The following is a 25,427-nucleotide window of genomic DNA, read 5'->3' as shown; positions in this document are numbered from 1 at the left end:
AGTAGCGAAGGCGAACGGATGCGTGGCGTGCGGCCGTACGGGCGGGCGCACGCCAGGCGCGGCGGACGGTGGTAATCGGCCGGTACAAGGCTGGTCGCGGGGCGGTGACCTGTCGGATCATCGGACGGGTGACTGGGGGCCCCGGTCCAAACTCACCCGTTCGGCGGATACCGTACTGATGAGGATGGCTGGGTCGCATTCGGGCAACCACTGCCGACCGCTGCCCCTGGGAGCCTCGCGCGTCCTACTGTTGAGGTGTGCGCCTGTCGTGCACGGCTGCGGGATGCGATTCCGGCCGTGGTGGCACGACATCGGGGCCATCGCGTGACATCGGCATCGCCGGCTGTGAGAGGTACGGGCATGAAACCCACCGAAAGCGCCGACCCGTCACCTGAATTCGGCGGGGACATCCCGTCCATGCGGGCGGGCAGGCTCGGCGTCCTGGGTGCCAGGACGGCGGAGACCCGACCGGTCGACACCGGTGAGGGCGGGCAGGGGCGGCGCGGTGTGCTGCCCTTCCTCGTCGTGGGTCTCGCGGTCGCGGTCCTCACCGCCGGCGTCGCGACCGCCCTGAGCGGCCGTCACGCCCTGTTCCCCGGCGGGCCGGTCGGCTGGGCGCTGGCCCTGCTCACCGGCATCATCGTCGGCCACCTGGTCGCCCTCGGCCGCGACCGCTGGTGGGGCGGTACCGGATCGGGCGCCGCCCTCACCCTCGGCGTGCTCATCCTCTACGGCTGGGTGCCCGCCGGACTGGTCTCGCTGGCCGTGGTCTCCCTGGTCGGGGCCGCACGCCGGCACCGCTGGCGGCAGGGGGTGCTCCACGGCTCCGTCGACATCCTCGGCATCGGGGCCGGGGCCCTCGTCCTCGCCGCCTTCGGCGAGACGCCCTCCGTCGAAACCCCCTGGCCGCCCGCCACCTGGGGGCTGGACGCCGTACCGGAGATCGCCCTGGTCGCCGTCGCCTACCTGCTGGCCACCCGGTTCCTGCTCTGGATCGCCCTGGCCCCGCGCGGCGGCGGGCTGCCCACCGTGGCCCGGACCGCCCTGCTCCGACAGGCCTTAGTGGCGGTCGCGCTGCTCGGCATCGCCCCCCTCATCTGTGTCGTCGCGGTCAGCCAGCCGGTGCTGCTGCCGCTGTTCGCCGTACCGCTGATCGCACTGGACTCCACCCTCTGGATCGCCCGGGCGCGCGCCGAGGAGCAGCTGCGGGACCCCCTGACCGGGCTGCCGAACCGGCAGTGGCTGCTGGAGCGGGCCTGGTCCGCCCTGGACGAGGCTGAACGCCTGGGCACCCGGGCGGCCCTCGTGCTGATCGACCTGGACCGCTTCCGGGCGGTCAACGACACCCTGGGCCACCTGGCGGGCGACCGGCTGCTCCTCCAGATCGCCGACCGGCTGCGGCAGGCCCTGCCCGACGAGGCGGAGGCCGCCCGCCTCGGCGGCGACGAGTTCGCCGTCCTGCTCCCCGTCACCGACTCCACCACCAGCGCCCAGCGCGTCGCCCGCCACCTGGTCGCGGAGCTCAGCTCCCCCCTCGACCTGGACGGCCTCACGCTCGTCCTGGAGGCCAGCGCCGGCCTCGCCGTCTTCCCCGACCACGCGCTGGACGCGGAGGGACTGCTGCGCCGCGCGGACGTGGCGATGTACCAGGCCAAGCGGGACCGCACGGGTGTGGAGGTGTACGAGTCCAAGCGCGACAGCAACACCCCCGACCGCCTGGGCCTCCTCGGCGACCTGCGCAGGGCCCTCGACGCAGGCGAAGTGGAACTGCACTACCAGCCGAAGGTCCGCTTCGACGGACAGGTCGCAGGACTCGAAGCGCTGGTCCGCTGGGTCCACCCGGAGCGCGGACGGGTGCCTCCGGACGAGTTCATCGCGATCGCCGAGACCTCCGGGCTGATGCCGCACCTGACGGAGTACGTGCTGGAGACCGCCCTGGCCCAGGTGGCCCGCTGGCGGGCGCAGGGCCTCAAGGTCCCGGTCGCCGTCAACGTCTCGCCGCGCGACGTCCACACCCCGGGCTTCGCCGGCGCGGTGGCCGCGCGGCTGGCCCGCCACGGGGTCCCGGCCAGCGGCCTGCAGCTGGAGATAACGGAACACGTCCTGCTGGAGGACCCCCAGCGGGCGGCGGACACCATGGCCGGCCTCACGGGGCACGGAGTGAAGATGTCCCTGGACGACTTCGGCACCGGCTACTCCTCACTCGTCCACCTGCGCCGCCTGCCGGTCAGCGAGCTGAAGATCGACCGGTCGTTCGTGGGCCGGCTGGCGGTCGACACGCAGGACGCGGAGATCGTCCGCTGCACCGTGGACCTCGCCCATTCGCTCGGCCTGCTCGTCGTGGCGGAGGGCGTCGAGGACGACGAGACCTGGGAGAGGCTGCGGGACCTGGGCTGCGACGCCGTACAGGGATGGCTGGTGGCCGCCGCGATGCCGCCGCAGGAGGCCACCGCCTGGTTGCTGGCCCGCGGTGAACGCGGCTGGCGCCGCCCGGCGGACATCACGGCGGAACTGGCGGCGGCCGAGGCCGACGCGGTCTGATCCTGCGGCGCGGTCGCCGGGGCTCCGCCGCGGACCCGGGCCCCGCCGGCGTGCGGGGCGGCGGGTCCGGGGCGGAGCCCCGTTCTTCGTCGCGCCGGCGTCCGAGCCACCTCTACCGGCGCCGCCGGACGGCTCCGGGCGGCGGCCCGGGCCAAACCGTTTCGCAGGCCGGGCACCGGGCCCCATAGGATTGAGCCCGAACCTACACATCCACCCACCCCCAGAGGATCGCTGCATGCCTGGCATTACGCGCGAGGAGGTCGTCCACCTCGCACGGCTGGCGCGCCTTGAGCTGTCCAGCAACGAGCTGGATCACTTCGCCGGACAGCTCGACGACATCATCGGCGCGGTCGCCCGTGTCTCCGAGGTCGCCGACCAAGACGTCCCGCCGACCTCCCACCCGCTGCCGCTGACCAACGTCATGCGTGCGGACGAGGTCCGTCCGTCGCTCACCCCCGAGCAGGCGCTCTCCGGTGCTCCCGCCCAGGAGCAGCAGCGTTTCAAGGTGCCGCAGATCCTGGGGGAGGACTAACAGCCATGGTCGACATCATCAAGCTCACGGCCGCCGAGACCGCCGAGAAGATCGCCTCCGGCGAGCTCACGGCCGTCGAGGTGACCGAGGCCCACCTGGCCCGCATCGACGCGACCGACGAGAAGGTCCACGCCTTCCTGCACGTCGACCGCGAAGGCGCCCTCGCCCAGGCCCGCGTCGTCGACGCCAAGCGGGAAGCCGGCGAGAAGCTCGGCCCGCTGGCCGGCGTGCCCCTCGCCCTCAAGGACATCTTCACCACCGTCGGGGTCCCGACCACCGTCGGCTCGAAGATCCTCGAAGGCTGGATCCCGCCCTACGACGCCACCCTGACGCGCAAGCTCAAGGAAGCCGACGTCGTCATCCTCGGCAAGACCAACATGGACGAGTTCGCCATGGGGTCCTCCACCGAGAACAGCGCCTACGGCCCCACCGGCAACCCCTGGGACCTCACCCGCATCCCCGGCGGCTCCGGCGGCGGCTCCGCGGCGGCGCTCGCCGCCTTCCAGGCCCCGCTCGCCATCGGGACGGACACCGGCGGCTCCATCCGCCAGCCCGCCGCCGTCACCGGCACGGTCGGCGTCAAGCCCACGTACGGCGGCGTCTCGCGCTACGGCATGGTCGCCTTCTCCTCCTCCCTCGACCAGGGCGGGCCCTGCGCCCGCACGGTCCTGGACGCGGCCCTGCTGCACGAGGTGATCGCCGGGCACGACCCGCTCGACTCCACCTCCATCGACGCCCCGGTCCCGCCGGTCGTCGAGGCCGCCCGCAACGGCTCCGTCGCCGGCATGCGCGTCGGCGTCGTCAAGCAGTTCGCCGGTGAGGGCTACCAGGCCGGCGTCGTCCAGCGCTTCAACGAGTCGGTGGAGCTCCTCAAGGAGCTCGGCGCCGAGATCGTCGAGCTGGACTGCCCGTCCTTCGACCTCGCGATGGCCGCGTACTACCTGATCGCGCCGTCCGAGTGCTCCTCCAACCTGGCCCGCTTCGACGCCATGCGCTACGGCCTGCGCGTCGGCGACGACGGCACCAAGTCCGCCGAGGACGTCACCGCCCTGACCCGCGAAGCCGGCTTCGGCGACGAGGTCAAGCGCCGCGTCATCCTCGGCACGTACGCGCTCAGCTCCGGCTACTACGACGCGTACTACGGCTCCGCCCAGAAGGTCCGCACGCTCATCTCGCAGGACTTCGAGAAGTCCTTCGAGCAGGTCGACGTGATCGTCTCCCCGACGACCCCGACCACCGCCTTCCCCATCGGCGAGCGCACCGACGACCCGCTCGCCATGTACCTCGCGGACCTGTGCACCATCCCGACCAACCTGGCCGGCAACTCCGCCATGTCGCTCCCCTGCGGCCTGGCACCGGAGGACGGCCTCCCGGTCGGGCTGCAGATCATCGCCCCCGCCATGAAGGACGACCGCCTCTACAAGGTCGGCGCGGCCGTCGAGGCCGCCTTCGTCGCGCGCTGGGGTCACCCGCTGCTTGAGGAGGCACCGTCGCTGTGAGCACCAGTGCACTGTCCAAGGCCAAGGGCTTCAAGAAGTCCAAGACCGGCACCTACCTGTCGATCGGCACCACCGCCTTCGGCGCCATCAGCGTGATCAAGCAGGTCAAGAAGGCCCGCAGCGAGAACGACATGCTGAAGCTGGTCGACGCCGCCGTGTCCGCCGCCGCCATCGTCACCGGCCTCGCGATCCTGTACCGCGAGCTCAAGCGCCTGGGCGACGACGACGTCCTGCTGGGCTGAGAGGGAAAGTTTCACCGTGACCACCTTCACCGAACTGCTGTCGTACGAGGACGCCCTGGCGTCGTACGACCCCGTCATGGGCCTCGAGGTCCATGTCGAGCTCGGCACCAGGACCAAGATGTTCTGCGGCTGCTCGACCGAGCTCGGCGCCGAGCCCAACTCGCAGACCTGCCCCACCTGCCTCGGCCTGCCCGGCTCCCTCCCGGTCGTCAACGCGATCGGCGTCGAGTCCGCCATCAAGATCGGTCTCGCGCTGAACTGCGAGATCGCCGAGTGGTGCCGCTTCGCCCGGAAGAACTACTTCTATCCGGACATGCCGAAGAACTTCCAGACCTCCCAGTACGACGAGCCCATCGCCTTCAACGGCTACCTCGACGTCCAGCTGGAGGACGGCGAGATCTTCCGCGTGGAGATCGAGCGCGCCCACATGGAGGAGGACACCGGCAAGTCGCTGCACGTCGGCGGTGCCACCGGCCGTATCCACGGCGCGTCCCACTCCCTGCTGGACTACAACCGCGCCGGCATCCCGCTCATCGAGATCGTCACCAAGCCCATCGAGGGCGCGGGCGAGCGGGCCCCCGAGGTCGCCAAGGCGTACGTCGCCGAGCTGCGCGAGGTCATCAAGGCGCTCGGCGTCTCCGAGGCCCGCATGGACAAGGGCCAGATGCGCTGCGACGTGAACCTGTCGCTGCGCCCCACTCCCGAATCCGAGTTCGGCACCCGCAGCGAGACCAAGAACGTCAACTCGCTGCGCTCCGTCGAGCGCGCGGCCCGCTTCGAGATCCAGCGCCACGCGGCGGTGCTCTCGTCGGGCGGCACGATCGTGCAGGAGACCCGGCACTTCCACGAGGAGGACGGCTCCACCACGGCCGGCCGCATCAAGGACAACGCCGAGGACTACCGGTACTTCCCGGAGCCCGACCTGGTCCCCGTCGCCCCGGCCCGCGAGTGGGTCGAGGAGCTGCGCGGCGGCCTGCCCGAGATGCCGCGCGTGCGCCGCAACCGCCTCCGCGAGGAGTGGGGCGTCAGCGAGCACGACATGCAGTCGATCCTCAACGCGGGCGCGGTGGACTCCATCGTCGCCACCATCGAGGAGGGTGCCGACTCGGCCGCCGCCCGCAAGTGGTGGATGGGCGAGCTGGCCCGCAACGCCAACGAGCAGGGCGTCGTCGTCGACGAGCTGCCGATCACCCCGGCGCAGGTGGCCCGGGTCGCGGCCCTGGTCGCGGCGGGTGACCTGAACGACAAGCTGGCCCGCCAGGTCATCGAGGGCGTCCTCGCCGGCGAGGGCACCCCGGACGAGGTCGTGGAGAAGCGCGGCCTGAAGGTCGTCTCGGACGAGGGCGCGCTCGGCGCGGCCGTCGACGAGGCCATCGCGGGCAACGCGGCCATCGCCGACAAGATCCGCGGCGGCAAGATCGCCGCGGTCGGCGCCCTGGTCGGCGCGGTCATGAAGACCACCCGCGGCCAGGCCGACGCGGCGCGCGTCAAGGAGCTCATCCTGGAGCGCCTGGGCGTCTCCGAGGGCTGAGCCCCTCACCCTGAGCGACTGAACGACCCGAGGCCCCGCACCGGTTGGTGCGGGGCCTCGGCCGTCTCCCGCACACTGGACGATCGAGGATGCCGACGGACAGGGGGAGTTGAGGGTGGAGATCGGGGCGATGGTCATCGCGGTCGCGGGCGTTGCGGGCACCCTGGGCGCGGCGCTGCTCACCCAACGCGGCGCGGAGCGGGCGAAACGCCGGGAGGTGGAACTCGTACGCGCGCACGAGGAGATCCGCGACTACCTGACGCTGCGGCGGGCCTGCTACGCGGACCTCAACCGGGAAGCACGGCAGTTCACCACCGCCCTCAACCGCCATCTGCACGTCATGCGGGAGCGCACGATCGAGGACGCGGACCGGGAGGCGCTCGACGAGGCGAAGAACGCCCAGCGCGACCGCTACTCCGAGGCGCAGATGATCGCCCCGGACGCCGTGCTCGGGCCCGCGAGCGCCGTCAACCACGCCCTGAGCAGGGTGTACGGCCAGGTCAAGCGCCTGGAGCGGGGCACCCCCGAGGAAGGCGAGACGATGGCCGCGGTCTCCCGGGAGCAGCAGGAGATCTGGGCCCTGCTCCGGGAGATGCGCGCGGCCATGCGGGCCGACCTCGGGGTGTCGGACGGGTCGGGGGGCGTCAGCGCTTGAGGACGGGGGCCGCCAGGACGGCGTTGCCGCGGCCCTTGCAGCCCTCTTCCACCTTGATGCGCAGCCGCAGGGCGCCCTTGATGTCCAGGGACTTGGTGACCGGCTTGCCCAGGTGGACCAGTTCGGAGAAGGTCGCGGGCTTGTCGTCCACCGAGATGGTCAGCCGCGCCTGTTCCACGGTCGAGCCGTCGTCGATCCCGGCGGTGAACTCCAGCGTGGACCAGGCCCTGTTGACGTCGTACTCGATGGCCGCACCGTAGTAGCAGCTGCCGAGGAGCGCCGCCCCGTACTCCGTGGTGTTCAGCTTGGCGGAGCCGACCTCGAAGTTGTCGACGTCGCCCACCGAGGCCAGCACGGTCAGGTCGGCGACGTTGCTGTCCTTGACCGCCCCCGGGGCGTGCGGGCCGGCGGAGGCCTCGGGGCTCGCGGAGGCCTCGGGCGTGGACTCGTTCGTCGCCCCCGGTTGCGGCGGCGCGGGTGATGCGGGCGCCGTGGCCGCCGGGGTGCCGTCCCCGCCGGCCTTGCCCGCCCCGCCGGCCTTGGCGGCGTCGGCCTTCTCCTTGTTCCCCAGGAGCTGTACACCGAGCACCGCGAGCACGGCCAGGACCACCACGGCGGCCGCCGAGCCCAGGACCAGCGCGGTCCGCTTCTTCTTCGCCTTCCCGGCGGGCGGCGGCTCCGGGGCGCTCGCCGTCGCCGGGACGCCCGGGCCCGGGTGGTGCGCCGCAGGGCCGTAGCCGGCGGGCACCGCGTCGGGAACGGTGGCGGACGGCGGCGTGGCCGGTGCGGGCGCCGCGGCCGGGGCCGGGTCGGGCGCTGTCACCGGCGGGGTCGTCGGCGCGGTCGCCACGTACGGCGGCGGCTGGGACGGAGCCTCGGCGGGCCGGACCGGCAGCTCGGCCGGCCGGGGCGGCACGACGGGCGGCGGAGGCGTCACGGGCTTCGGCGGGGAATCCTGCAAGGCCCGCTGCGAGGTCGTGGACGTCGTCGTGGACACCACCGCGTGGCGCAGGTCCTTCATCCACCCGGCCAGGTTCACCGGCCGCCGGGAGGGCTCCTCCGCGTAGAGGGCGGTGATCCGGGACCGCTGCTCGGCGTCCAGTACCGCGATCTGCGGCAGCTCGGCCATCGCCCGGGCCAGCTGCTGGGGAGAGGCGGGCGGCGACTCCCCGCTGAGGAGGAAGTACGCGATCGCCCCGAAGGCGTACCGGTCGGTGCCCGGCGTCCGCTTGCCCTCGAACACCTCGGGCGCCGCGTAGCCCGGGGTGAACCAGACCTCGGCCGTCTGGTGGTCGGCGGTCAGCTTGCTGAGGCCGAAGTCCACCAGCGTGGCCTGGCCGTGCGCGTCGACCATCACGTTGCCGGGCGAGAGGTCGCCGTGGACGACCTGGCGCCCGGAGGGCGTGGCCTTGCCCGAGTGCAGCCAGTCCAGTACCTCGGCCAGCTGCTCCAGGGTCCGCATGACCTCACGCCGCTCGGGGGCGGTGGTGAGCGTGCGCTCGGCCCGCCAGTCCCGCAGGTCGAGCCCGTCGATGTGGTTCATGACGAGGACGAGCGCCCGCCCGGTCAGGGTGGACGACTCCCCGGGCCGGTGGATGGGCGGGCCCTCGAAGTGCTCCCGCACTCCCACGACGCCGGGCCGGTGGACGAACCTCAGCAGTTCGGCCTGTTCGTTCCACTTCTGGCTGATGCGGTCGAAGACCTCGGGCGTGATGGTCGTCTTGGAGTCGAGCACCTTGACGACGACGGGCTCCGACCCGCCCGCGAGTTCGATCTCCGCGAGGTAGAGCACGGCCTCCCCGCCGCGCCCGATCGACCTGAGCAGGCGATAGCGGTCCGCTGCCGCGTCCGGACCGATGTGCAGATTCTGGCTGGTCAATTTCCCCCCAGCACCGGGTAGGTGAATGGCCATCAGTCTTTCGTGACCGGAATCACGCGGTCAATCGGAATGGTCGGTTTGCCGTTGCCGGGCGGCCGTTCGCCGGGCGGGCGGGCGTTCGCCGGGCGGGCGGGCGAATTTATGTAGCGTCCGCTAAAGAATCTGTGTACCGTTCAATCCGTAACGACCCCTACAGAAAGGCCGAGGTTTCGCCATGCCCGTCGTCGAGACGACCACCGCCCCCTACGCCCGTACCGTCCGCACCGAGAGCGGCGGCCCCGGGCTGCTGCTCGCCCACGGGGCGGGGGGCTCCGTCGAGACCAACTTCGGAACGGTCCTGGACGCGTTGGCCAGCCGCTTCAGCGTCGTCGGCGTCGACTACCCCGGCACCGGGGGCACCCCGCGCGCCGACGAGCCGCTCCGGCTGGACGAGCTGGCCGACCAGCTGGTGGCCGCCGCCGACGCGGAGGGGCTGGAGGAGTTCGCCGTACTCGGCTACTCGCTCGGGGGGAACGTCGCCGTGCGGATCGCCTCCCGCCACCCGGAGCGGGTCACCGCACTCGTGCTCACCGCCACCTTCGCACGGGCCGACAACCGGCTGGAGCTGGTGGGCGGCCTCTGGAGGCAGCTCGCCGAACGCGACGAGCGGGAGCCGATGGCCTCGCTGCTGGTGTCCCTCGCGGTGAACCCGGCGGTCCTGGAGGAGCTCACCCCCGCCCAGGTGGACCGACTGGTGCGGGACACCGCCGAGTCCGTGCCGCCCGGTACCCCGGACCAGGTCGCACTGCTCGAAGGCGCGGACCTGCGTTCCGAGATCGCGACGCTCGACGTGCCGTCTCTCGTCATCGCGACCACCGAGGACCTCCTCGTGCCGCTCCCGCTCCAGCGGGAGCTCGCGGACGCGCTGCCGGGTGCCCGGCTCGCGGAACTGCCCACCGGGCACCTTCCGTTCGCCGAGCGCCCGGCCGAATGGGCGGCGCTGGTCAGCGACTTCCTGCGGGCGACGCCGGAGCGCTGAGGAAGGCCAGGCGGGCCGGCTTGGCCGGGAGGTGGACCTCCGGCAGGTCGACCTCCGGGAGCACGACCTGCGGGCCGAGCACGAACCCGGTGCGCTCCAGCCGCGCGATGGCCTTGGTGTTGCGGGCGTCCGGCTCGGCGACCAGGCGCCGGGCGGCCGGGTCGGAGAACGCGAAGGAGAGGAAGGCCGTCATCAGGGCCCCGCTGAAGCCGGGCCGGGGCGCGCCCTCGCTGGGGCCGATCAGCAGGTGCACACCGACGTCGCCGGGCTGGACGTCGTAGCACTCGCTGACCCGGTCCGCCTCGCACTCGTACGTCTGGAACAGCGCGACCGGCACACCCTCCAGGGCCCCGATGAAGGCGTGGTGCGTGGTGCGGCGGTCGACGTCCTCGTAGATCTCCCGGACCCGTTCGAGACTGGCCCCGCCCATGCCCCAGAAGCGGGCCCGCGCCTGCGTGACCCAGCCGTGGATCAGTCCGGCGTCGGCGGCCGGGTCGACCGGGGTGACGGTGACGGTGCCGAATCCCTCCACGAAGTGCGTGTGGACGGGCCGTCGGGGGGCGGGGGATACGGCGGAGGTCATATCGATTCCTTGGTGAGCCGGGCCCAGTCGGTGACGACCGGGACGAGTTCGCAGCGTGCCCACAGGAGGAGCTGGTCGCGGTGGTGCGGGGTTCCCGTGACACCGTCCGCGCCCAGCGGGACCGCCCAGAGGCTGTCCTCGCGGTGGGCCAGGTCCCAGACGTAGCGGGCGGCCGACGCGCGGGCGGTGAGGTCGGTGAAGCCGGGTACGGAGGAGGTGGCGTTCACGCAGTCGTGGTCGCCGCCGAGGCCGGGCCACTCGGGGGCGTCCGGGTCGGGGACCGCCTGCCAGGGGGTCAGACGGTGGACCTGCGACCACGGGGTGTCGGGGGTGGCCGCCGCGGCCGTCTCCTCCAGGGCGGCGCGGACGTGCGCGGCGCGGTCCAGCTCCGGTACGAGGGACGTGGTGAGCAGGCCTTCGAGCGCGTAACCGATCTTGGGAAGGAGGTACAGCCACGGGTGGAACACCGCCGGTCCGGCCGGAGCCCCCGCGAGGTCCGCGAAGACGGGGTCGGCGGCGAAGCGCCGTACGGTCGCGGTCCGGAAGGCCGCGAAGACGGTGGCGTCGGTGCTCTCGGCCTCCATCCGCCGGTCCCAGGCCAGCAGTCGGGTGCGCAGCTCCCGCGCGGCGGGCGTCAGCTCCTCGAAGCCGGGCAGCAGGGCGAGCAGCGGCTCGGCCGAGGCCAGGTACGTGTCCCGGTGTACGTCGGCCATCGCCTTCGGGGACCAGTCCGCCGAGCCGCTGAGCAGCTCGCGGATGCGGTCGGCTCGGTGCGGGGGCGCGAACTCCACGCCCAGCGGGGAGGCGATGCCGCGCGCGTTCGCCATCACGGCGAAGCCCTGCACCGGCTCGGCGGGGGTCGGCGCCCAGCCCTGCCATGCGTGCTCCGGGTCCCACGCGGGCACCGGACGCAGCCGGTTGGCGGGGTGGCGCAGCGGAACGGCGCCCGCGACGCGGTGCAGCAGGCCGCCTTCGGTGTCGGCCGCGTGGACGACGTTGACCGGCTCCGCCCATCCGTCGAGGGCGCGGTCGATGTCGGCGACGGTACGGGCGCGCAGCAGGGCGGGGAGGGCGGCGAAGCCGAGGTCGCGCCGGACGCGGGGCGGGTAGCGCAGGGAGAGGGTCTGCGTGCTGCCGTCGGCACCGGCCGGGTAGGCACTGGCGTCGGTGCCGGGCTGTGCGCCGGGGTCGCCGTCCGCGTGCACGATCACCGGGCCGCGGGCGGTCTCCAGGACCTCCACCTCGACGTCGTCGCCGCCCGCCACGGTGATGGTCTCCGTGTGGCGAGCGACGGGCTCCCAGACACCGTCCGGGCCGAGCGCCTCGACGACGGCGGCGCCGCCCTCGCCCTCGCCGCGGCGCAGCTGCTCCACGTACAGGTCCTGGTAGTCGGACATCGCATTGGTGATGGCCCAGGCGGCGGAGCCGGTGTGCCCGAAGTGGGCGAGGCCGGGTACGCCCGGGACGGCGAGACCCAGGACGTCGTAGTCCGGGCAGGCCAGGCGGATCTGCTGGTAGACGCCCGGGTCCTCGATGAACCGGTGCGGGTCGCCCGCGATGATCGCCGCACCGGTGGTGGTGCGGTCGCCCGGGACCATCCAGCCGTTGCTGCCGGCGATGCGGGGGCCGTCGGTCGCGAAGAGGGTGAGCGTCTCGTCGCCGAGGGCGCGGGCCACGCGCTCGCGCCACAGTTTGGTCGGGAAGCCGGCGAAGAGGATGTGCGTCGCGATCCAGATCGCCAGCGGCACCCACGGCTCCCACGGGGAGGGGGCGAGACCGGTGCGGGCGAAGCGCTCGTCGCGGGCGGCGCCGGCGGCCAGGCCCGCGTTGACGCCGTCGACGTAGGCGCGCACCCAGGCGGCGGTCGCGGGATCGTCGGCCTCCATGGCCCCGTAGCAGAGGCGGGCGGTGTCGGCGAGGCGGCTCTGGCGGGCGAAACGGTCCCAGACGACGGAGTCCGGGCCGAGGAAGGAGGCGCTGGAGCCGTCGGCGCGGTGCCGTTCGACCTCCAGCTGCCAGGCGCGGTCGAAGGCGGTGACCCGGCCCTGGGCGTGGGCGAGCCCCAGTTCGTCCGAAGCGCGCAGGTGGGGGATGCCCCAGGGGTCGCGGAAGACGTCGTAGGATTCCGGGGTCTGCCCGTGGGACTCGCCCTGGGCGCCCGTGTTCGACTCCGGGTCGCTTCCGCTGCTCACACTGCTCACGCTGCTCTCTTCCCGACGCGCATTTAGGTTAGGCTGCCCTAACTATAGAGGTGTCAGGGGAGGGTTCGAACATGGCGGTCGGCAAGGGTTGGGAAGGCGTGGTCCTCAAGCTCCTGCGGGGCAAGGACTTCACGTTCACGGTGACCGGGGCGGAAGACGTCACGGAGCACTACCGCCGGGTGTACTTCACCGACGGCGGACTGCTGGCCGCTGCCGGCGCGTCGCTGCACCCGACGATGTGGGTGCGGGTCTGGTTCCAGAACGCGGACCGGCCGCACCAGCGGGCGTACACACTGGTCGACCCGGATCCGGAGACCGGCACCTTCTGCTTCGAGTTCGCGCTGCACGACGGCGTCGCCAGCGCCTGGGCGCGCGCCGCGCAGCCGGGCGACACCATCGAGGCCACCGTGCAGGGCACGGGCTTCACCGCCCCGGCGCCGGCCCCGGAACGCCTGCTGGTCATCGGCGACCCCGCGTCCCTCCCGGCGATCAACTCGCTCCTGGACGCCTTCCCCGCCACGCCCGCCACCATCTGGTTCGAGACCCAGCACACCTCGGACACGGAGCTGCCCGTACGCCTGGACGCGGACCGGCACGACATCCGCCGGGTGCGGCGGGACGGCACGGCACTGGCCGACCGGGTCCGGGCCGAACTGCCCGATCTGCTCGGGGACCCGGCATCGGCGTACGTCTGGCTGGCCTGCGACACCGCCACGACGCGCGACCTGACGGCCTACCTGCGCAAGGACCTCGGCCTGCCGAAGCAGCGGGTGAACGGCCTGGGCTATTGGCGGGCGGACGCCTGAGGCCGTCCCTTCCGGATCTTGTCGGCCGAGCCCGCGTTGTCCGGTGCCGTGCTCCGCAAGGCGGAGGAGCTGCCCGTGTACCGGACGCACTCGGGCGCCCCGACAGCGCGGCGAGGCCCGGTGCCGGGCAGCGCGGGCCCCGCAGGATCCGAAAGACAGCCCTTAGGCCTTGTCGTCAAAGCCCGCCTGGCCGGCCCCGCCCTTCGGGCGGCCGACGCCACTTTGACGACACTCCCTAGGCGCCGGTGGCGCCGTCGATCGCCTCGCGCAGGAAGTCGGCGTGGCCGTTGTGCCGGGCGTACTCGTGGATGAGGTGCAGCATGACGAGGCGCAGCGAGACATTCTCCTTCCAGCTCGGCACGTACGCCGTCACCTCCAGGGACTCGGCCGCCGCCTCGATGCGGCGGGCGTGCGCGACCTCCTCCCGCCAGGCGGTGAAGGCCTCGGCACGGGTGGACCCGGAGGCGTCGTAGGCGGCCTGGAAGTCGTGGGTTTGCGACCACAGGTGCGGGAGCTCCTCGCCGCCCAGGACGCGCCGGAACCAGTGCCGCTCGACCTCGCCCATGTGCCGGACCAGCCCCAGCAGGGACAGGGTGGACGGAGGCATGGAGGCGCGCCGCAGCTGCTCGTCGTCGAGGCCCTCGCACTTCCAGGCGAGGGTGGCGCGGTGGTAGTCGAGGTAGGCCCGGAGGGTCTCGCGCTCATCGCCGGTCAGGGGCGGGCTGATGCGTTCCATGCCGGTGATCATGCCGCGCCGCCCCCGTCGGCGGAACCCCGCCTCGGGAGGCGAAGCACCCCCTACTGCCGGGCCGGCGTCGACTCCTGTGGCGTCGGCTCCTGCGGCCGTGTCCAGATGTACGGCACCGTCACACCCATCACCCCGAAGCCCAGCCGCTCCAGGATCGGACGGCTGTCGTCCGAGGCGTCCACCTGGAGGTAGGGGATGCCGAGCTCCGCCGCGATGCGGGCCCGGTGCGCGACCAGCAGGCGGTAGATGCCCCGGCCGCGCCACTGCGGGAGCGTGCCGCCGCCCCACAGGCCCGCGAAGGCCGTGCCCGGCCGCATCTCCATCCGGGCCGCGCTCACGGGGGTGTCGCCCGCCATCGCGACGACCGCGGCGACGGTCTCCGGCTCGTCGCGCAGCCGGCTCAGCAGCGCCTCCCGGATGCGGGGCCGCTCCGTGCCGAAGGCCCCCGCGTGGACCCGCATCATCAGGTCGACGCCGGCCTCGTCGGTCACCACGCGCAGGGTGATGCCCTGCGGCGGCTCCACCGGAAGCTGCGCGAGCTCCGCCACCCGCCCCACCATCAGCGTCTCCGGCGGCTCCGGTACGAACCCCGCCGCCCGCAGCCGGTCCCCGAGGTCCGCCGGCCGGTCGTGCCGGTACAGCTTCCACTCGAAGTCCGGGCAGCCGCGCTCCGCGAAGAACGCCACCTGCGCCGCGATCTGCGCGTCCGCCGTATCCTCGTCGAGGTCCGACCAGAGGACGCCGTTCCACCCGAGGCCGGGCACGCTCTGCCGGACGACCCGGCCCACCCGCTCCACGAGTGCGTCCGCGCCGTCCGGTTGCGCACCCTCGCGCACCTCGGCGTCGTACCGGGCGCGCACCTTCAGCAGCTCATCAGGATCTATCGTCATCGGGCCAGCTCACCAGTGTCGGAGCGGCCCGCACAACTGCATTAGCCTCACCCCCGTGAACGACGACCTCACCATCTACACCGGCAAGGCCGCCCCCGACGCCGCCGCCGACCGAGGCTGGCTCCTCGGCCACTTCAAGGACCCGGCCGATCCCCGTCACAGCGAGGACGTGGAGATCAAATGGGGTGTCCACCCGAAGGGCGACGAACGGGAGCGCTGGGCCACCGCGGAGAAGCGCACCGCACTGCTGGTCCTGATCAGCGGACGCTTCCGGCTGGAGTTCCCGGGGCGGACCGTCGTCCTCGCCGAGCAGGGCGACTACGTCCTCTGGGGCCGCGGCGTCGACCACTCCTGGTACGCGGAGGAGGACGCGGTCGTACTCACCGTCCGCTGGCCCTCGATCCCCGGATACCGGGTGGACGAGCCCGAAGACCGGGTCGGAGCCCTCTCCTCGGGGACTCCCGGCCGGACCCCCGCCGGGGCCTGAGTTCCCGAACACCTCCCGGTCCTCCTGTGATGATGCACACGAAACGGGCCAACGATCACGAAACGCTGGGATCGTGGAGGTTGCAGACCATCTGGGCCGAATCGCGGGGCATCCCCCGGGCCTCGGCCGGGCCTTCACGAGTTCAACGCGTTCTTTGCGACGGGCTGTCTCCCGGTAAAGATCCGAACCCACCAGGGAGCACGTCCGTTGGCAGTCTTCGCGCGGTGGTGCATGCGCCACCGCCTCCTCGCCGTCCTGATCTGGCTGCTCACCCTCGGCGGGACCGCGGCGGCCGCAGTGACCGCCGGAACGGCGTTCTCCAACAACTACGAGGTCCCCGGCACCGAGTCCGGCAAGGCCAACGACCTCCTGCGCGAAGGCTTCCACGGCCAGGGCGGCGACACCGACACCATCGTGTGGCGGGCCCCGGACCATCAGAGCGCACGCACCCCGGACATCGAGCAGCGCATGACCCGTGCGCTCGACACCGTCGCCGCACTGCCCGGTGTCGGATCGGTCGCCGGACCCTACGGCCCCGGCCCCGACAGCGCCGCGCGCATCAGCCCCGACGGACGCACCGCCTATGCCGTGGTGACCTTCGACCAGCCGGCCGACTCCGTGCCCAAGGCCCAGGCGAGGGCGGTCGTCGACGCCGCGAAGAACCCCACCACCGAGGCCGGCGGACTCCAGGTCGAACTGGGCGGCCGTGCCATCCAGCTCACCGAGGCACCCACCGCGCACCTCGCCGAAGCCATAGGCGTGGCCGTCGCGGCCCTCGTCCTCTTCCTCGCCTTCGGCTCCCTCGCCGCGAGCCTGCTGCCCATCGCGACCGCCCTCGTCAGCGTGGGCACCGCCTATTTCGGCATCACCCTGCTCGGGCACGCGATGCCGGTCGCCGACTTCGCCCCCATGCTGGGCACACTCATCGGCCTCGGCGTCGGCATCGACTACGCGCTGTTCATCGTCACCCGGCACCGCAAGAACCTCGCGCGGGGCCTCCCGGTGGAAGAGGCCGCCGCCGGGGCCGTCGCCACCACCGGTCGGGCCGTCGTGTTCGCCGGCGCCACCGTCTGCATCGCCCTGCTCGGCATGCTCGTGCTGCGGCTGAACTTCCTCAACGGCGTCGCGATAGCCGCCTGCGTGACCGTCGTCCTGACCGTCGCGGCCTCCGCCACCCTGCTGCCCGCGCTCCTCTCCTACATCGGCATGCGCGCCCTCTCCCGCCGCGAGCGCCGCAGGCTCGCCACCGAGGGCCCGCAGCCCGAGCGGACCTCCGGCTTCGCCGCCCGCTGGTCCGCCTTCGTGGAACGCCACCCCAAGCTGCTCGGTGCCGTCGCCACCGCCGTCATGGTGGTACTGGCCCTGCCCACCCTCTCCCTCCACCTGGGCACCTCCGACCAGGGCAACAACCCCGCCACCTCCACCACCCGGCAGGCCTACGACCTGCTCGCGGAGGGCTTCGGGCCCGGCGCGAACGGCCCGCTCGCCGTCGTCGCCCGCCTGGACGGCGCCGGGGACCGGCTCGCCGTGGACCAGCTGGCGCAGGCGCTCCGTACGACCCCGGGCGTCGCCTCCACCGGCCCCGCCGTCCTCAACCGCAGCGGCGACACGGCCGTCCTGACCGTCGTACCGGACTCCGCCCCGCAGTCCCGGGCCACGAGCGGCCTCGTCGACACGCTCCGCCAGGACGTCATCCCGCGCGCCGGCCAGGGCAACTCCATGGAGGTCCACGTCGGCGGGGTGACGGCCGCCTACGACGACTTCGCCGAGGTCATCATCGGGAAGCTGCCGCTCTTCGTCGCCGTGGTCGTCGCCCTCGGCTGCGTGCTCCTGCTGCTGGCCTTCCGGTCCATCGGCATCCCGCTGAAGGCGGCGGCCATGAACGTCGCCGCCGTCGCCTCCTCCTTCGGCGTCGTGGTCGCGGTCTTCCAGTGGGGCTGGGGCAGCGAACGGCTGGGCCTGGGCAGCGCCGGCCCCATCGAACCCTTCCTGCCCGTGATCATGGTGTCCGTCCTCTTCGGGCTGTCGATGGACTACCAGGTCTTCCTCGTCAGCCGGATGTACGAGGAGTGGCTGGAGACCGGCGACAACCGGCGGGCCGTGCGCGTCGGCCTCGCCGAGACCAGCCGGGTCATCAACTCGGCCGCCATCATCATGATCTCCGTCTTCCTCGCCTTCGTCCTCAGCGGCGACCGGATCATCGCGATGTTCGGCATCGCGCTCGCCGCGGCCGTGGCCCTCGACGCCTTCGTGCTGCGCACCCTCCTCGTCCCGGCCCTGATGCACATGCTCGGCGGCGCCAACTGGTGGCTGCCCGCCTGGCTCGACCGGCGGCTCCCCAGGATCAGCATCGAGCGGCCCGAACACCGCCCGCATGCGAAACTTCCGGCACAGGGGTCCGGCGCGGTCCCCACCACGAGTGAGGACGACGCCGAGCCCGCCACAGCCTCCCGGTGATCCGGCCGACCGCCGCACGAGATCCAAGGAAGAAGCCGCATGTTCTCGATAGACCTCGCCGAAGGCGCCCAGCTGTTCCCGCTGGAAGCCCGGCACGCCGAGGAGTTCTTCGCGCACATCGAACGCGGACGCGAGTTCATCGGCCAGTACGTCGGCTTCCCGGACCGGTCCCCGGACGTGGACTCCGCCAGGGCCTTCCTGGCCAAGTACGCCGTGAAGGCCGGTGAGGACGGCGCCCGCTTCTTCGGCATCCGCCTCGACGGCACCCTGGTGGGCGGCGTCCTCTTCCCCAACTTCGACGCCGACGGCGGCAATTGCGAGATCGGCTGCTGGCTGGAGCCCGCCGCGGCCGGCCGCGGCCTGGTGACCAGGGCCTGCCAGGTCCTGATCGACTACGCCTTCGGCGAGCGCGGCATGCACCGCGTCGAATGGCACGCCGCCACCGGCAACAAGAAGAGCCTCGCCGTCGCCGAACGCCTCGGCATGACCCGCGAGGGCGTCATGCGGGAGAACTACTTCCACCGCGGCGTCCGCCAGGACACCGAGGTCTGGTCGATCCTCGCCCCCGAGTGGGCGGCCGCCCGCACCTCCTGAGGCACGCCGTCCGGGCCCCGCCGATCCCGGGGCCCGATACGGCCATGACCACGGGATTCTCAGAGAACTCTCAGACGCGGCCCCTACGGTGCCCCGCATGGACACCACGAAGACCCCCGCCCCGAACGCCGCCGAGGCGGACACCACCCCGGTCGCCCTCGAGAAGACCGAGACCCCCCAGGACGCCGCGGCCGAGGACCAGGCCAAGACCGAGGCCGACCTGGACGCCGCGGCCGACGCGGACCTCGACGACGACGCCTTCGCCGAGGACCTGGCCGACGAGGAGCAGCCGAGCCACGTCGGCTCCGCGGCCTTCGCGATCGTCTCCGCCGGTCTTTCCGTCGTCGCCCTCAGCGGGAGCTGGGTCGCCGGCATCGTGTCCGAGCGCGCGAGCATCGCCGCCCGTCTGGAACTGAGCCAGGCCGCCGACGCCAACGCGCAGATCGCCGCCCAGTTCGTCGACCCGTGGCACACCACCGCCATGGTGAACGGCGTCTTCTCCGCCCTCGCCCTGATCATCGCCACCTTCGTGCTGGCCCTCCCCGCCTTCAGCACCCCCGAGCGCACCCTCCCCACCTGGGTGCGGTCCGTCTCCTGGGCGGGCATCGGCCTGGGCGCCCTCGGCGTACTGCTCTTCGTCCTCATGTACTTCGACCTCCTCCTGGCCATCCCGAAGGCAGCGGCCTGAGCGGTGCCTTAGGCGCCCGAGGCCCCTCCCGGGCGCACCACCCCGGACTAAGGCCCCCGTCGCCCGGCGGATGCGGCATGCGCCCGATGTGCCGGTACCCCCTGGGACGCGAATCTTGGACCACACCGAACGAGGTGCCGAGAACAGCGACCAGGAGTACGAGATGTTCGAGCACGAAATCGCCGCGGCCGCCCGCACCACGGACCTCCTCCGGGAGGCCGCCGCGTACCGGACGGCCGGCGAGGCCCGGAAGGCGCGCCGCGCCTCCTTGCGCGGCCAGGAACCCCGGGAGCGGGTGACAGGACCCGGGACCCGCGGCGCCCGCTCCGCGCCCCGGCCCGCCTGAACCCGCGCGTGACCGGGAGCGCGCCCATAACGGGTGCCGCAGGCCAGGGCCCCTGTGCGATGCTCGGCGACGTGGAGACCAGACCTGTCAGCCCGGTGTTCGTCGGCCGCGCCGACGAACTGGCCGTACTCACCGACGCCCTGACCCGCGCCACGGGCCGCGAGCCCCAGGCGATGCTCATCGGGGGCGAGGCCGGGGTCGGCAAGACCCGCCTCACCGAGGAGTTCCTCTGCGAGGCGGACCGGCGAGGCGCCGTCGTCGCCGTCGGCGGCTGCGTGGAGATAGGGGCGGAGGGGCTTCCCTTCGCCCCGTTCTCGACGGCGCTGCGCACCCTGCACCGGCTGCTCCCGCAGGAGTTGGCCGCGGCGGCCGCGGGCCAGGAGGACGAACTCGCCCGGATCCTCCCCGAACTCGGCGACACCCCGCGGGGCCCGCACGACGAGGAGAGCACCGCCCGGCTCTTCGAACTGACGGCCCGGATGCTGGAGCGGCTCGCGGCCGACCGCACCGTCGTCCTCGTCCTGGAGGACCTGCACTGGGCGGACACCTCCACCCGGCACCTGCTCTCCTACCTCTTCCGCACCCTCGGCAGCGGCCGGCTCGTCGTCGTCGCCACCTACCGGTCGGACGACGTCCACCGCCGACACCCGTTGCGCCCCCTCCTCGCCGAACTCGACCGGCTCCGCACCGTCCGGAAGATCGAGCTGTCCCGCTTCAACCGCGCGGAGGTACGCCGTCAGCTCGCCGGCATCCTCGCCGCCCAGCCCGACGAGGACTTCGTGGACACGGTCTTCGACCGGTCCGACGGCAACGCCTTCTTCGTCGAGGAACTCGTCGCCTCCCAGGAGAGAGGCTGCCGCACCGGACTCACGGAATCCCTCCGCGACCTCCTCCTCGTCCGCGTCGAGGTCCTCCCCGACGAGACCCAGCGCCTGGTGCGCATCGTCGCCGAGGGCGGGTCCACCGTCGAGTACCCGCTGCTGCGAGCCGTCGCCGGGCTCATCGAGGACGAGTTGATCGAGGCGCTGAGAGCCGCGGTCGGCGCCAACATCCTGCTCGCCACCCCCGACGGCGACGGCTACCGCTTCCGGCACTCGCTCGTCCGCGAGGCCGTCAGCGACGACCTGCTGCCCGGCGAGCGCGCCCGCGTCAACCGCCGCTACGCCGAGGCCGTGGAGGCCGACGCCCACCTGATCCGCGCCGAGGAACGGGTCATCCGGCTGGCCAGCTACTGGTACCACGCGAACGACCCCGCCAAGGCGCTGCCCGCCGTACTGGCCGCCTCCGTCGCCGCCCGCCGCCGCCACGCCTACTCCGAGCAGCTGAACCTGCTGGAGCGGGCACTGGACCTGTGGGACAGCGCCCCGCAGGACGTCCGCGACGCGCTTCGCCCCGCCGACTACACCGACGTGTACCCGCCCTGCGGATGCGACCCCGCCACCACCCCGCTCCAGCGCCTCGACCTGCTGGCCGAGGCGACCGTCGCAGCACGCTACGGAGGGGAACGCGAACGCGCCCTGAAGATCACGAAGACGGCGCTGCGCCTGCTGGAGGAGCACGGCGACCCGCTGCGCGCCGCGTGGTTCTGGACCGAACGCTCCCGCCTGATCGCCGGCCTCGGCCGCGGCGACGGCTGGGAGGAGATAGCCAGGGCGCAGGACCTCGTCCGGGGGCTGCCCCCGTCCCAGGTGCACGCCGAGGTCCTGGTCCGGGCCGCGAGCTGGGGCATGCTCCACAAGCCGGGCCCCGGAAACCTCGCCGCCGCCGAACGCGCCGTCGAGTACGCGCGGATGGTCGGGGCGGCCGAGACCGAGCTCAACGCCCGGATCACGGTCGGCGCACTGCTCACCGACGCCGGCGACGGCCCGGGCGGCCTCGCCGAGATGCACGCGGTCAGGGAACGGGCCACGGAGCTCGGCCTCGCGCTGCTTGCAGGACGTGCGCATATCAACCTCACCTCTCAACTGGAAAGCCTGGGACGGTCCCACGAGGCGGTGGAACTGTCCGAACAAGGGGCCGAACTGGCCCGGAGATCCCGGCTGCTGGACACCGAGGCCTGGCTCTTCGGAAACATGGCCGAGAGCCTCTACAGCCTCGGCCGCTGGGACGAGGCCGCCGAAGCGGCACGGCGCACCCTGCTGGTCGGCCAGAGCGCCGCCCCGCGCGGCTCCGCCTCCGCACGGCTCGCCCAGCTGGCCCTGGCGCGGGGCGAGCTGACCGAGGCGACCCAACAGCTCGCCGCCGCCCACACCCACTTCGCCGCGCACGAGACCCAGCCCCAGCACCGGATCCCGCTGCACCGCCTGGCGATCGGGATCGCCACGGGGGAGGGCCGCATCGCCGACGTCCGCACCGAGACGGCCGCCGCCGTGGACCACGGCTTCCCGCTCGGGCAGCACCGCTACGCCTGGCCGCTGCTGCTCGCGTCCGCCTCTGCCGAGGCGGACGCCCGGGGGCTCCCCGCCGCCGAAGCCGGCCGTGCCGCCGCCCTGGGTGTTCTGCGCGCCGCCGCCCGGACCCTCGCCACCCCGGCCCCGGTGTGGAGCGCGCACGCCGAATTCCTGCGGGCCGAACTGCTGCGCGCCGAGGGCCGGGACAGCATCGCCGAGTGGACTGCCGTGGAGGAGTCCGTCCGCCCCCTGGAGCGCCCGTACCTGCTGGCCCGGGCCCGTCACCGGCTCGCCGAGGCCCTGCTGGCCCTCGGCGACCGCGAGCCCGCGGCCGCCCTGCTCCGCGAGGCCCACGCCACCGCCGACCGGATCGGCTCACGCCGGCTGCGTGAGGACCTGGCCCTGCTCTCCCGGCGCGCCCGGATCCCGCTGACCGCTCACGACACACTTCCGCACGCCCCCGAGCCGGAGCCGGCCGAGGCCCTCGGCCTGACCAGCCGCGAGCGGGACGTACTGCGCCTGGTGGCGGCCGGCAGCACCAACCGCAAGATCGCCGAGGAGCTCTTCATCTCCCCGAAGACAGCGAGCGTGCACGTCTCGAACATCCTGGCCAAGCTGGGCGTCGCCGGCCGCGGGGAGGCGGCCGCCCTCGCCCACCGGCTGCGGCTGTTCACCCCGACCGGCCCGGTCGGCCCACCCGGCGCGCCTGCGGTCAGCGCTCCTCCGCGGGCTCCTCGTCCAGGCGTATGAGCACCCTGCCGGAGTCGAGGTCTATCGGACCCCGTCCCGGATCGCTGTCACCCACGTCGGTCCGGGACAGCTCCAACCGCTTCTTCTCGTCGTTCGAGTGCTTGCGTCCCGGGTTGAACAGCTCCTCGATCATGTTGAACACCGTGTCCACGCACCCTCCGCCCCGCCGGGGGCATGCCGGTCATCGCACCGTCAGTGTCAGGATCCTGTCGTCGCCCGCCTCCGGCGACCCGCGCCCGTCCGTCTCGCTCGTGACCAGCAGCAGCCGGTCACCGCCGAGAGCGATCACCGTCCGCAGCCGGCCGTACTCGCCCTCCAGGAAGGCCTCGGGCTCGGCCACCGGCTCCGCCCCTGCCAAAGGGATCCGCCACAGCCGCGCGCCCTTCAGCCCGGCCATCCACACCGACCCCTCCGCCCAGGCGATCCCACTCGGCGAGGCCTCGTCGGTCCGCCACACGGCCACCGGATCCCGCAGACCCGGCTTGCCCGCCTTCCCCTCGGCCTCGGGCCAGCCGTAGTTCGCGCCGGGCTCGATCAGATTCAGCTCGTCCCAGGTGTTCTGGCCGAACTCGGCCGCCCACAGCCGTTTGTCCTTGTCCCAGGCAAGGCCCTGCACATTGCGGTGCCCGTAGGAGTAGACGACGGAATCGGCCTCCGGATTGCCGTGCACCGGATCCCCGTCCGGAGTCATCCGCAGGATCTTGCCACCGAGCGACTTCTTGTCCTGCGCGAGCCCGGTGACACCCGTCTCGCCCGTCCCCGCATACAGCATCTTGTCCGGGCCGAAGGCGATCCGCCCGCCGTTGTGGATCAACCCCTTGGGGATCCCGCGGAACACGGTGTCGGGCGCGCCCAGTTGCTGCCCGGGCGGTCTCTGCTCGTCGTAGCGCAACCGTGCGATCCGGTTGTCCGACGCGGTCGTGAAGTAGACGTACACCAGCCGGTCCGAGGCGAAGGCCGGCGACAGCGCGAGGCCCAGCAGCCCGCCCTCGCCGCCCGGATCCACGCCCGGCACCTCGCCGATCCGCGTCACCGCACCCGACCCCGCCGCGACCCGGCTGATCGTCCCCTTGTCCCGGGAGGCGACCAGCAGGTCCCCTCCGGGCAGCGGTGCCACGCCCCAGGGCGACTCCAGGTCCTTGGCGGCCTCGCCGGCGACGGTCACCGCCCCCTTCGCGGGCGGGCCCGACGCCGGCGGCGAAGCGGCCCCGCTCCCCGAAGGGCCCGGTGACCCGGACCCCGCCGCCGTCGCGCCCGGTGGGGAACCGCCCCGCCCGGTGTCCGGGCCGCCCTCCGGCGAGCACCCCGCGACCAGCAGCGCACCGCACCCGGCCAGCGCGACCGCCGCCAGCACGCTCCGGCGCCGCGCGGCCGGCCCCTCGTACCCCACCTGCCCGGGAGAACTTCCGTATCGCATCGCCCTGCTCCCTTCCGGTCCTCCGATCCTGCCCTTCACCTGTCTCAACAGCCGGGGCAGTTGCCGAAGTTCCACCACTCGTACACCCGATCGAGTGGTCGTGGGCGGGTCAGTCCCAGGCTCCCACGTCGACCGGAAGGCCCGCGATCTCGGCCAGGTCCGCGGCCGTGAGCCGCAGCCGCGCCGCACCGGCGTTCTCCACCGCCCAGTGCGCGCGGTCCGCCCCGGGCACCGGAACCACCTGCGGCCCCTGGGCCAGCACCCAGGCCAGGGCCACCTGCGCGACCGTGACCTCGGGCCCGTACCGCCGCGCCACCCGCCGCAGCCCCGCCACCAGCACCTGGTTCGAGGCCATCGCCTCCGCCGTGAACCGCGGGTGCCTGGCCCGGACGTCCTGCGGCTCGAAGCCCTCGCCCGGCGTGAGCGTCCCCGTCAGGAACCCGCTGCCCAGCGGCATCGCCGCCAGGAAGCCCACCCCGCGCGCCGCGCACCACGGCAGCAGCTGCCACGCCGCTTCCGGCGACCACACCGACAGCTCCGCCTGCACGGCGCTCACCGGGAAGACCTGCTGCAGCCGCTCCAGGTGCCGCAGCGTCGTCCGGTACCCGCGGTCACCGCGCCGCCCGGCACCGGGGCCGGCGCTCGCCCCCAGTGCGCAGAAGCCGAGGGCCCGCACCTTTCCCGCGCCCACCAGCTCCGCCATGGCACCCCAGGTCTCCTCCACCGGAACCTCGGGGTCCACCCGGTGCAGCTGGTAGAGGTCTATGACATCGGTGCGCAGGCGCCGCAGCGAGGCGTCGCACGCCCGCCTCAGGTAGCCGGGCCGGCCGTCGGCCACCACGTGCTGGTCGCCCGCCCGCAGCCCGACCTTCGCCGACACGAACGCGTCGGACCGCCGCTCCCGCAGCACCCGCCCCAGCAGCAGTTCGTTGGTGAACGGCCCGTACACATCGGCCGTGTCCAGCAGGTTCGACCCCAGGTCCAACGCGGCGTGCACGGCGGCCAGCGACTCGTGCCCCCGCCGCCGCGAAGGCGTGTACGCCCAGCTCATCGGCATACAGCCGAGGCCGACGGCGCCCACGCTCAGCGCCCCCGCCCCGATCGACCTGCGCTCCACCCCTGCGTCCCCCTCCGCTCCGGCAACCAAACTAACGGCTTGATCAAGACGGCTTG

The 25,427-nt window shown here is 73.1% G+C and carries 22 protein-coding genes; 14 read left to right on the top strand and 8 right to left on the bottom strand.

Annotated elements, in window-relative coordinates; all coding sequences use genetic code 11:
* The first annotated feature begins 360 nt into the window (after window positions 1–360).
* The 6 genes from AB0F82_RS06925 to AB0F82_RS06900 all read left to right on the top strand — a co-directional run bounded on the left by AB0F82_RS06925 (window position 361) and on the right by AB0F82_RS06900 (window position 7,000).
* On the top strand, window positions 361–2,541 hold the full coding sequence (locus AB0F82_RS06925; RefSeq protein WP_436842048.1) for a putative bifunctional diguanylate cyclase/phosphodiesterase: 2,181 nt from the start codon (window positions 361–363) through the stop codon (window positions 2,539–2,541).
* A 235-nt stretch (window positions 2,542–2,776) separates the two neighbouring features.
* Window positions 2,777–3,073, top strand: coding sequence for an Asp-tRNA(Asn)/Glu-tRNA(Gln) amidotransferase subunit GatC (gatC, locus tag AB0F82_RS06920; protein WP_030030671.1), 297 nt, complete (start codon window positions 2,777–2,779; stop codon window positions 3,071–3,073).
* A 5-nt stretch (window positions 3,074–3,078) separates the two neighbouring features.
* Window positions 3,079–4,572, top strand: a complete 1,494-nt coding sequence (gatA, locus tag AB0F82_RS06915; protein WP_362624704.1) for an Asp-tRNA(Asn)/Glu-tRNA(Gln) amidotransferase subunit GatA — start codon at window positions 3,079–3,081, stop codon at window positions 4,570–4,572.
* Complete coding sequence (locus AB0F82_RS06910) at window positions 4,569–4,814, top strand: hypothetical protein (RefSeq protein WP_030961279.1); 246 nt, start codon at window positions 4,569–4,571, stop codon at window positions 4,812–4,814. The genes gatA and AB0F82_RS06910 overlap by 4 nt, the downstream gene beginning before the upstream one ends.
* A 16-nt stretch (window positions 4,815–4,830) precedes the next feature.
* On the top strand, window positions 4,831–6,345 hold the full coding sequence (gatB, locus tag AB0F82_RS06905) for an Asp-tRNA(Asn)/Glu-tRNA(Gln) amidotransferase subunit GatB (protein ID WP_356810693.1): 1,515 nt from the start codon (window positions 4,831–4,833) through the stop codon (window positions 6,343–6,345).
* A gap of 115 nt (window positions 6,346–6,460) precedes the next feature.
* Complete coding sequence (locus tag AB0F82_RS06900) at window positions 6,461–7,000, top strand: hypothetical protein (protein ID WP_362624701.1); 540 nt, start codon at window positions 6,461–6,463, stop codon at window positions 6,998–7,000.
* Here the strand turns inward: AB0F82_RS06900 and AB0F82_RS06895 are convergent.
* Window positions 6,990–8,879 (bottom strand): protein kinase domain-containing protein, encoded by a 1,890-nt coding sequence (locus AB0F82_RS06895; protein ID WP_362624699.1) that lies wholly within the window; start codon window positions 8,877–8,879, stop codon window positions 6,990–6,992. The two genes, AB0F82_RS06900 and AB0F82_RS06895, sit on opposite strands and share 11 nt — an antisense overlap.
* A 214-nt stretch (window positions 8,880–9,093) precedes the next feature.
* Between AB0F82_RS06895 and AB0F82_RS06890 the strand changes: the two genes are divergently transcribed.
* Window positions 9,094–9,897 carry an alpha/beta fold hydrolase gene (locus tag AB0F82_RS06890; protein WP_362624697.1) on the top strand — a complete coding sequence of 268 codons (804 nt, stop codon included), beginning with the start codon at window positions 9,094–9,096 and terminating at the stop codon, window positions 9,895–9,897.
* On the opposite strand, the gene AB0F82_RS06885 is transcribed toward AB0F82_RS06890, so the two are convergent.
* Both AB0F82_RS06885 and AB0F82_RS06880 read right to left on the bottom strand, forming a co-directional pair.
* Window positions 9,863–10,480, bottom strand: a complete 618-nt coding sequence (locus AB0F82_RS06885) for a GNAT family N-acetyltransferase (protein ID WP_362624695.1) — start codon at window positions 10,478–10,480, stop codon at window positions 9,863–9,865. The two genes, AB0F82_RS06890 and AB0F82_RS06885, sit on opposite strands and share 35 nt — an antisense overlap.
* Window positions 10,477–12,573, bottom strand: coding sequence for a penicillin acylase family protein (locus AB0F82_RS06880; protein WP_362624920.1), 2,097 nt, complete (start codon window positions 12,571–12,573; stop codon window positions 10,477–10,479). The genes AB0F82_RS06885 and AB0F82_RS06880 overlap by 4 nt, the downstream gene beginning before the upstream one ends.
* A gap of 179 nt (window positions 12,574–12,752) precedes the next feature.
* Here AB0F82_RS06880 and AB0F82_RS06875 point away from each other — a divergent pair, with 179 nt between their 5' ends.
* Window positions 12,753–13,487 carry a siderophore-interacting protein gene (locus AB0F82_RS06875; RefSeq protein ID WP_362624693.1) on the top strand — a complete coding sequence of 245 codons (735 nt, stop codon included), beginning with the start codon at window positions 12,753–12,755 and terminating at the stop codon, window positions 13,485–13,487.
* A 235-nt stretch (window positions 13,488–13,722) separates the two neighbouring features.
* Here the strand turns inward: AB0F82_RS06875 and AB0F82_RS06870 are convergent, their stop codons facing one another.
* Window positions 13,723–14,223 (bottom strand): DinB family protein, encoded by a 501-nt coding sequence (locus AB0F82_RS06870; RefSeq protein ID WP_390076098.1) that lies wholly within the window; start codon window positions 14,221–14,223, stop codon window positions 13,723–13,725.
* A gap of 62 nt (window positions 14,224–14,285) precedes the next feature.
* Window positions 14,286–15,125: a GNAT family N-acetyltransferase gene (locus tag AB0F82_RS06865; RefSeq protein ID WP_362624689.1), complete on the bottom strand. Its 840-nt coding sequence runs from the start codon at window positions 15,123–15,125 to the stop codon at window positions 14,286–14,288.
* 55 nt (window positions 15,126–15,180) lie between these two features.
* On the opposite strand from AB0F82_RS06865, the gene AB0F82_RS06860 reads away from it, so the two are divergent.
* The 6 genes from AB0F82_RS06860 (at window position 15,181) to AB0F82_RS06835 (ending at window position 22,837) form a co-directional block, all read left to right on the top strand.
* Entirely contained in the window at window positions 15,181–15,612 is a 432-nt protein-coding gene (locus tag AB0F82_RS06860; protein WP_356810598.1) for a signal peptidase I, read from the top strand.
* Between the two features lie 207 nt (window positions 15,613–15,819).
* Window positions 15,820–18,069 (top strand): MMPL family transporter, encoded by a 2,250-nt coding sequence (locus tag AB0F82_RS06855; RefSeq protein WP_362624687.1) that lies wholly within the window; start codon window positions 15,820–15,822, stop codon window positions 18,067–18,069.
* Window positions 18,070–18,108: 39 nt separating this feature from the next.
* The gene (locus AB0F82_RS06850) at window positions 18,109–18,663 is read left to right on the top strand and encodes a GNAT family N-acetyltransferase (RefSeq protein ID WP_356810596.1); all 555 of its coding nucleotides are present in this window, start codon (window positions 18,109–18,111) and stop codon (window positions 18,661–18,663) included.
* Between the two features lie 97 nt (window positions 18,664–18,760).
* A complete protein-coding gene (locus AB0F82_RS06845; protein WP_362624685.1) occupies window positions 18,761–19,351 on the top strand; it encodes a hypothetical protein in 591 nt (196 codons plus the stop codon).
* Between the two features lie 115 nt (window positions 19,352–19,466).
* The gene (locus AB0F82_RS06840; protein ID WP_362624683.1) at window positions 19,467–19,697 is read left to right on the top strand and encodes a hypothetical protein; all 231 of its coding nucleotides are present in this window, start codon (window positions 19,467–19,469) and stop codon (window positions 19,695–19,697) included.
* 59 nt (window positions 19,698–19,756) lie between these two features.
* Window positions 19,757–22,837 carry a helix-turn-helix transcriptional regulator gene (locus AB0F82_RS06835; RefSeq protein ID WP_362624681.1) on the top strand — a complete coding sequence of 1,027 codons (3,081 nt, stop codon included), beginning with the start codon at window positions 19,757–19,759 and terminating at the stop codon, window positions 22,835–22,837.
* Here the strand turns inward: AB0F82_RS06835 and AB0F82_RS06830 are convergent.
* The 3 genes from AB0F82_RS06830 to AB0F82_RS06820 all read right to left on the bottom strand — a co-directional run bounded on the left by AB0F82_RS06830 (window position 22,800) and on the right by AB0F82_RS06820 (window position 25,371).
* Complete coding sequence (locus AB0F82_RS06830) at window positions 22,800–22,979, bottom strand: DUF6191 domain-containing protein (protein ID WP_362624918.1); 180 nt, start codon at window positions 22,977–22,979, stop codon at window positions 22,800–22,802. The two genes, AB0F82_RS06835 and AB0F82_RS06830, sit on opposite strands and share 38 nt — an antisense overlap.
* Before the next feature lie 39 nt (window positions 22,980–23,018).
* Window positions 23,019–24,254: a PQQ-dependent sugar dehydrogenase gene (locus AB0F82_RS06825; RefSeq protein ID WP_356810592.1), complete on the bottom strand. Its 1,236-nt coding sequence runs from the start codon at window positions 24,252–24,254 to the stop codon at window positions 23,019–23,021.
* A gap of 109 nt (window positions 24,255–24,363) precedes the next feature.
* Entirely contained in the window at window positions 24,364–25,371 is a 1,008-nt protein-coding gene (locus AB0F82_RS06820) for an aldo/keto reductase (protein WP_362624678.1), read from the bottom strand.
* Window positions 25,372–25,427: the final 56 nt, after the last annotated feature.

It is taken from the genome of Streptomyces virginiae (assembly GCF_040638905.1).
Lineage (GTDB): Bacteria > Actinomycetota > Actinomycetes > Streptomycetales > Streptomycetaceae > Streptomyces > Streptomyces virginiae_B.
This window is presented reverse-complemented; position numbering and strand designations above follow the sequence as displayed.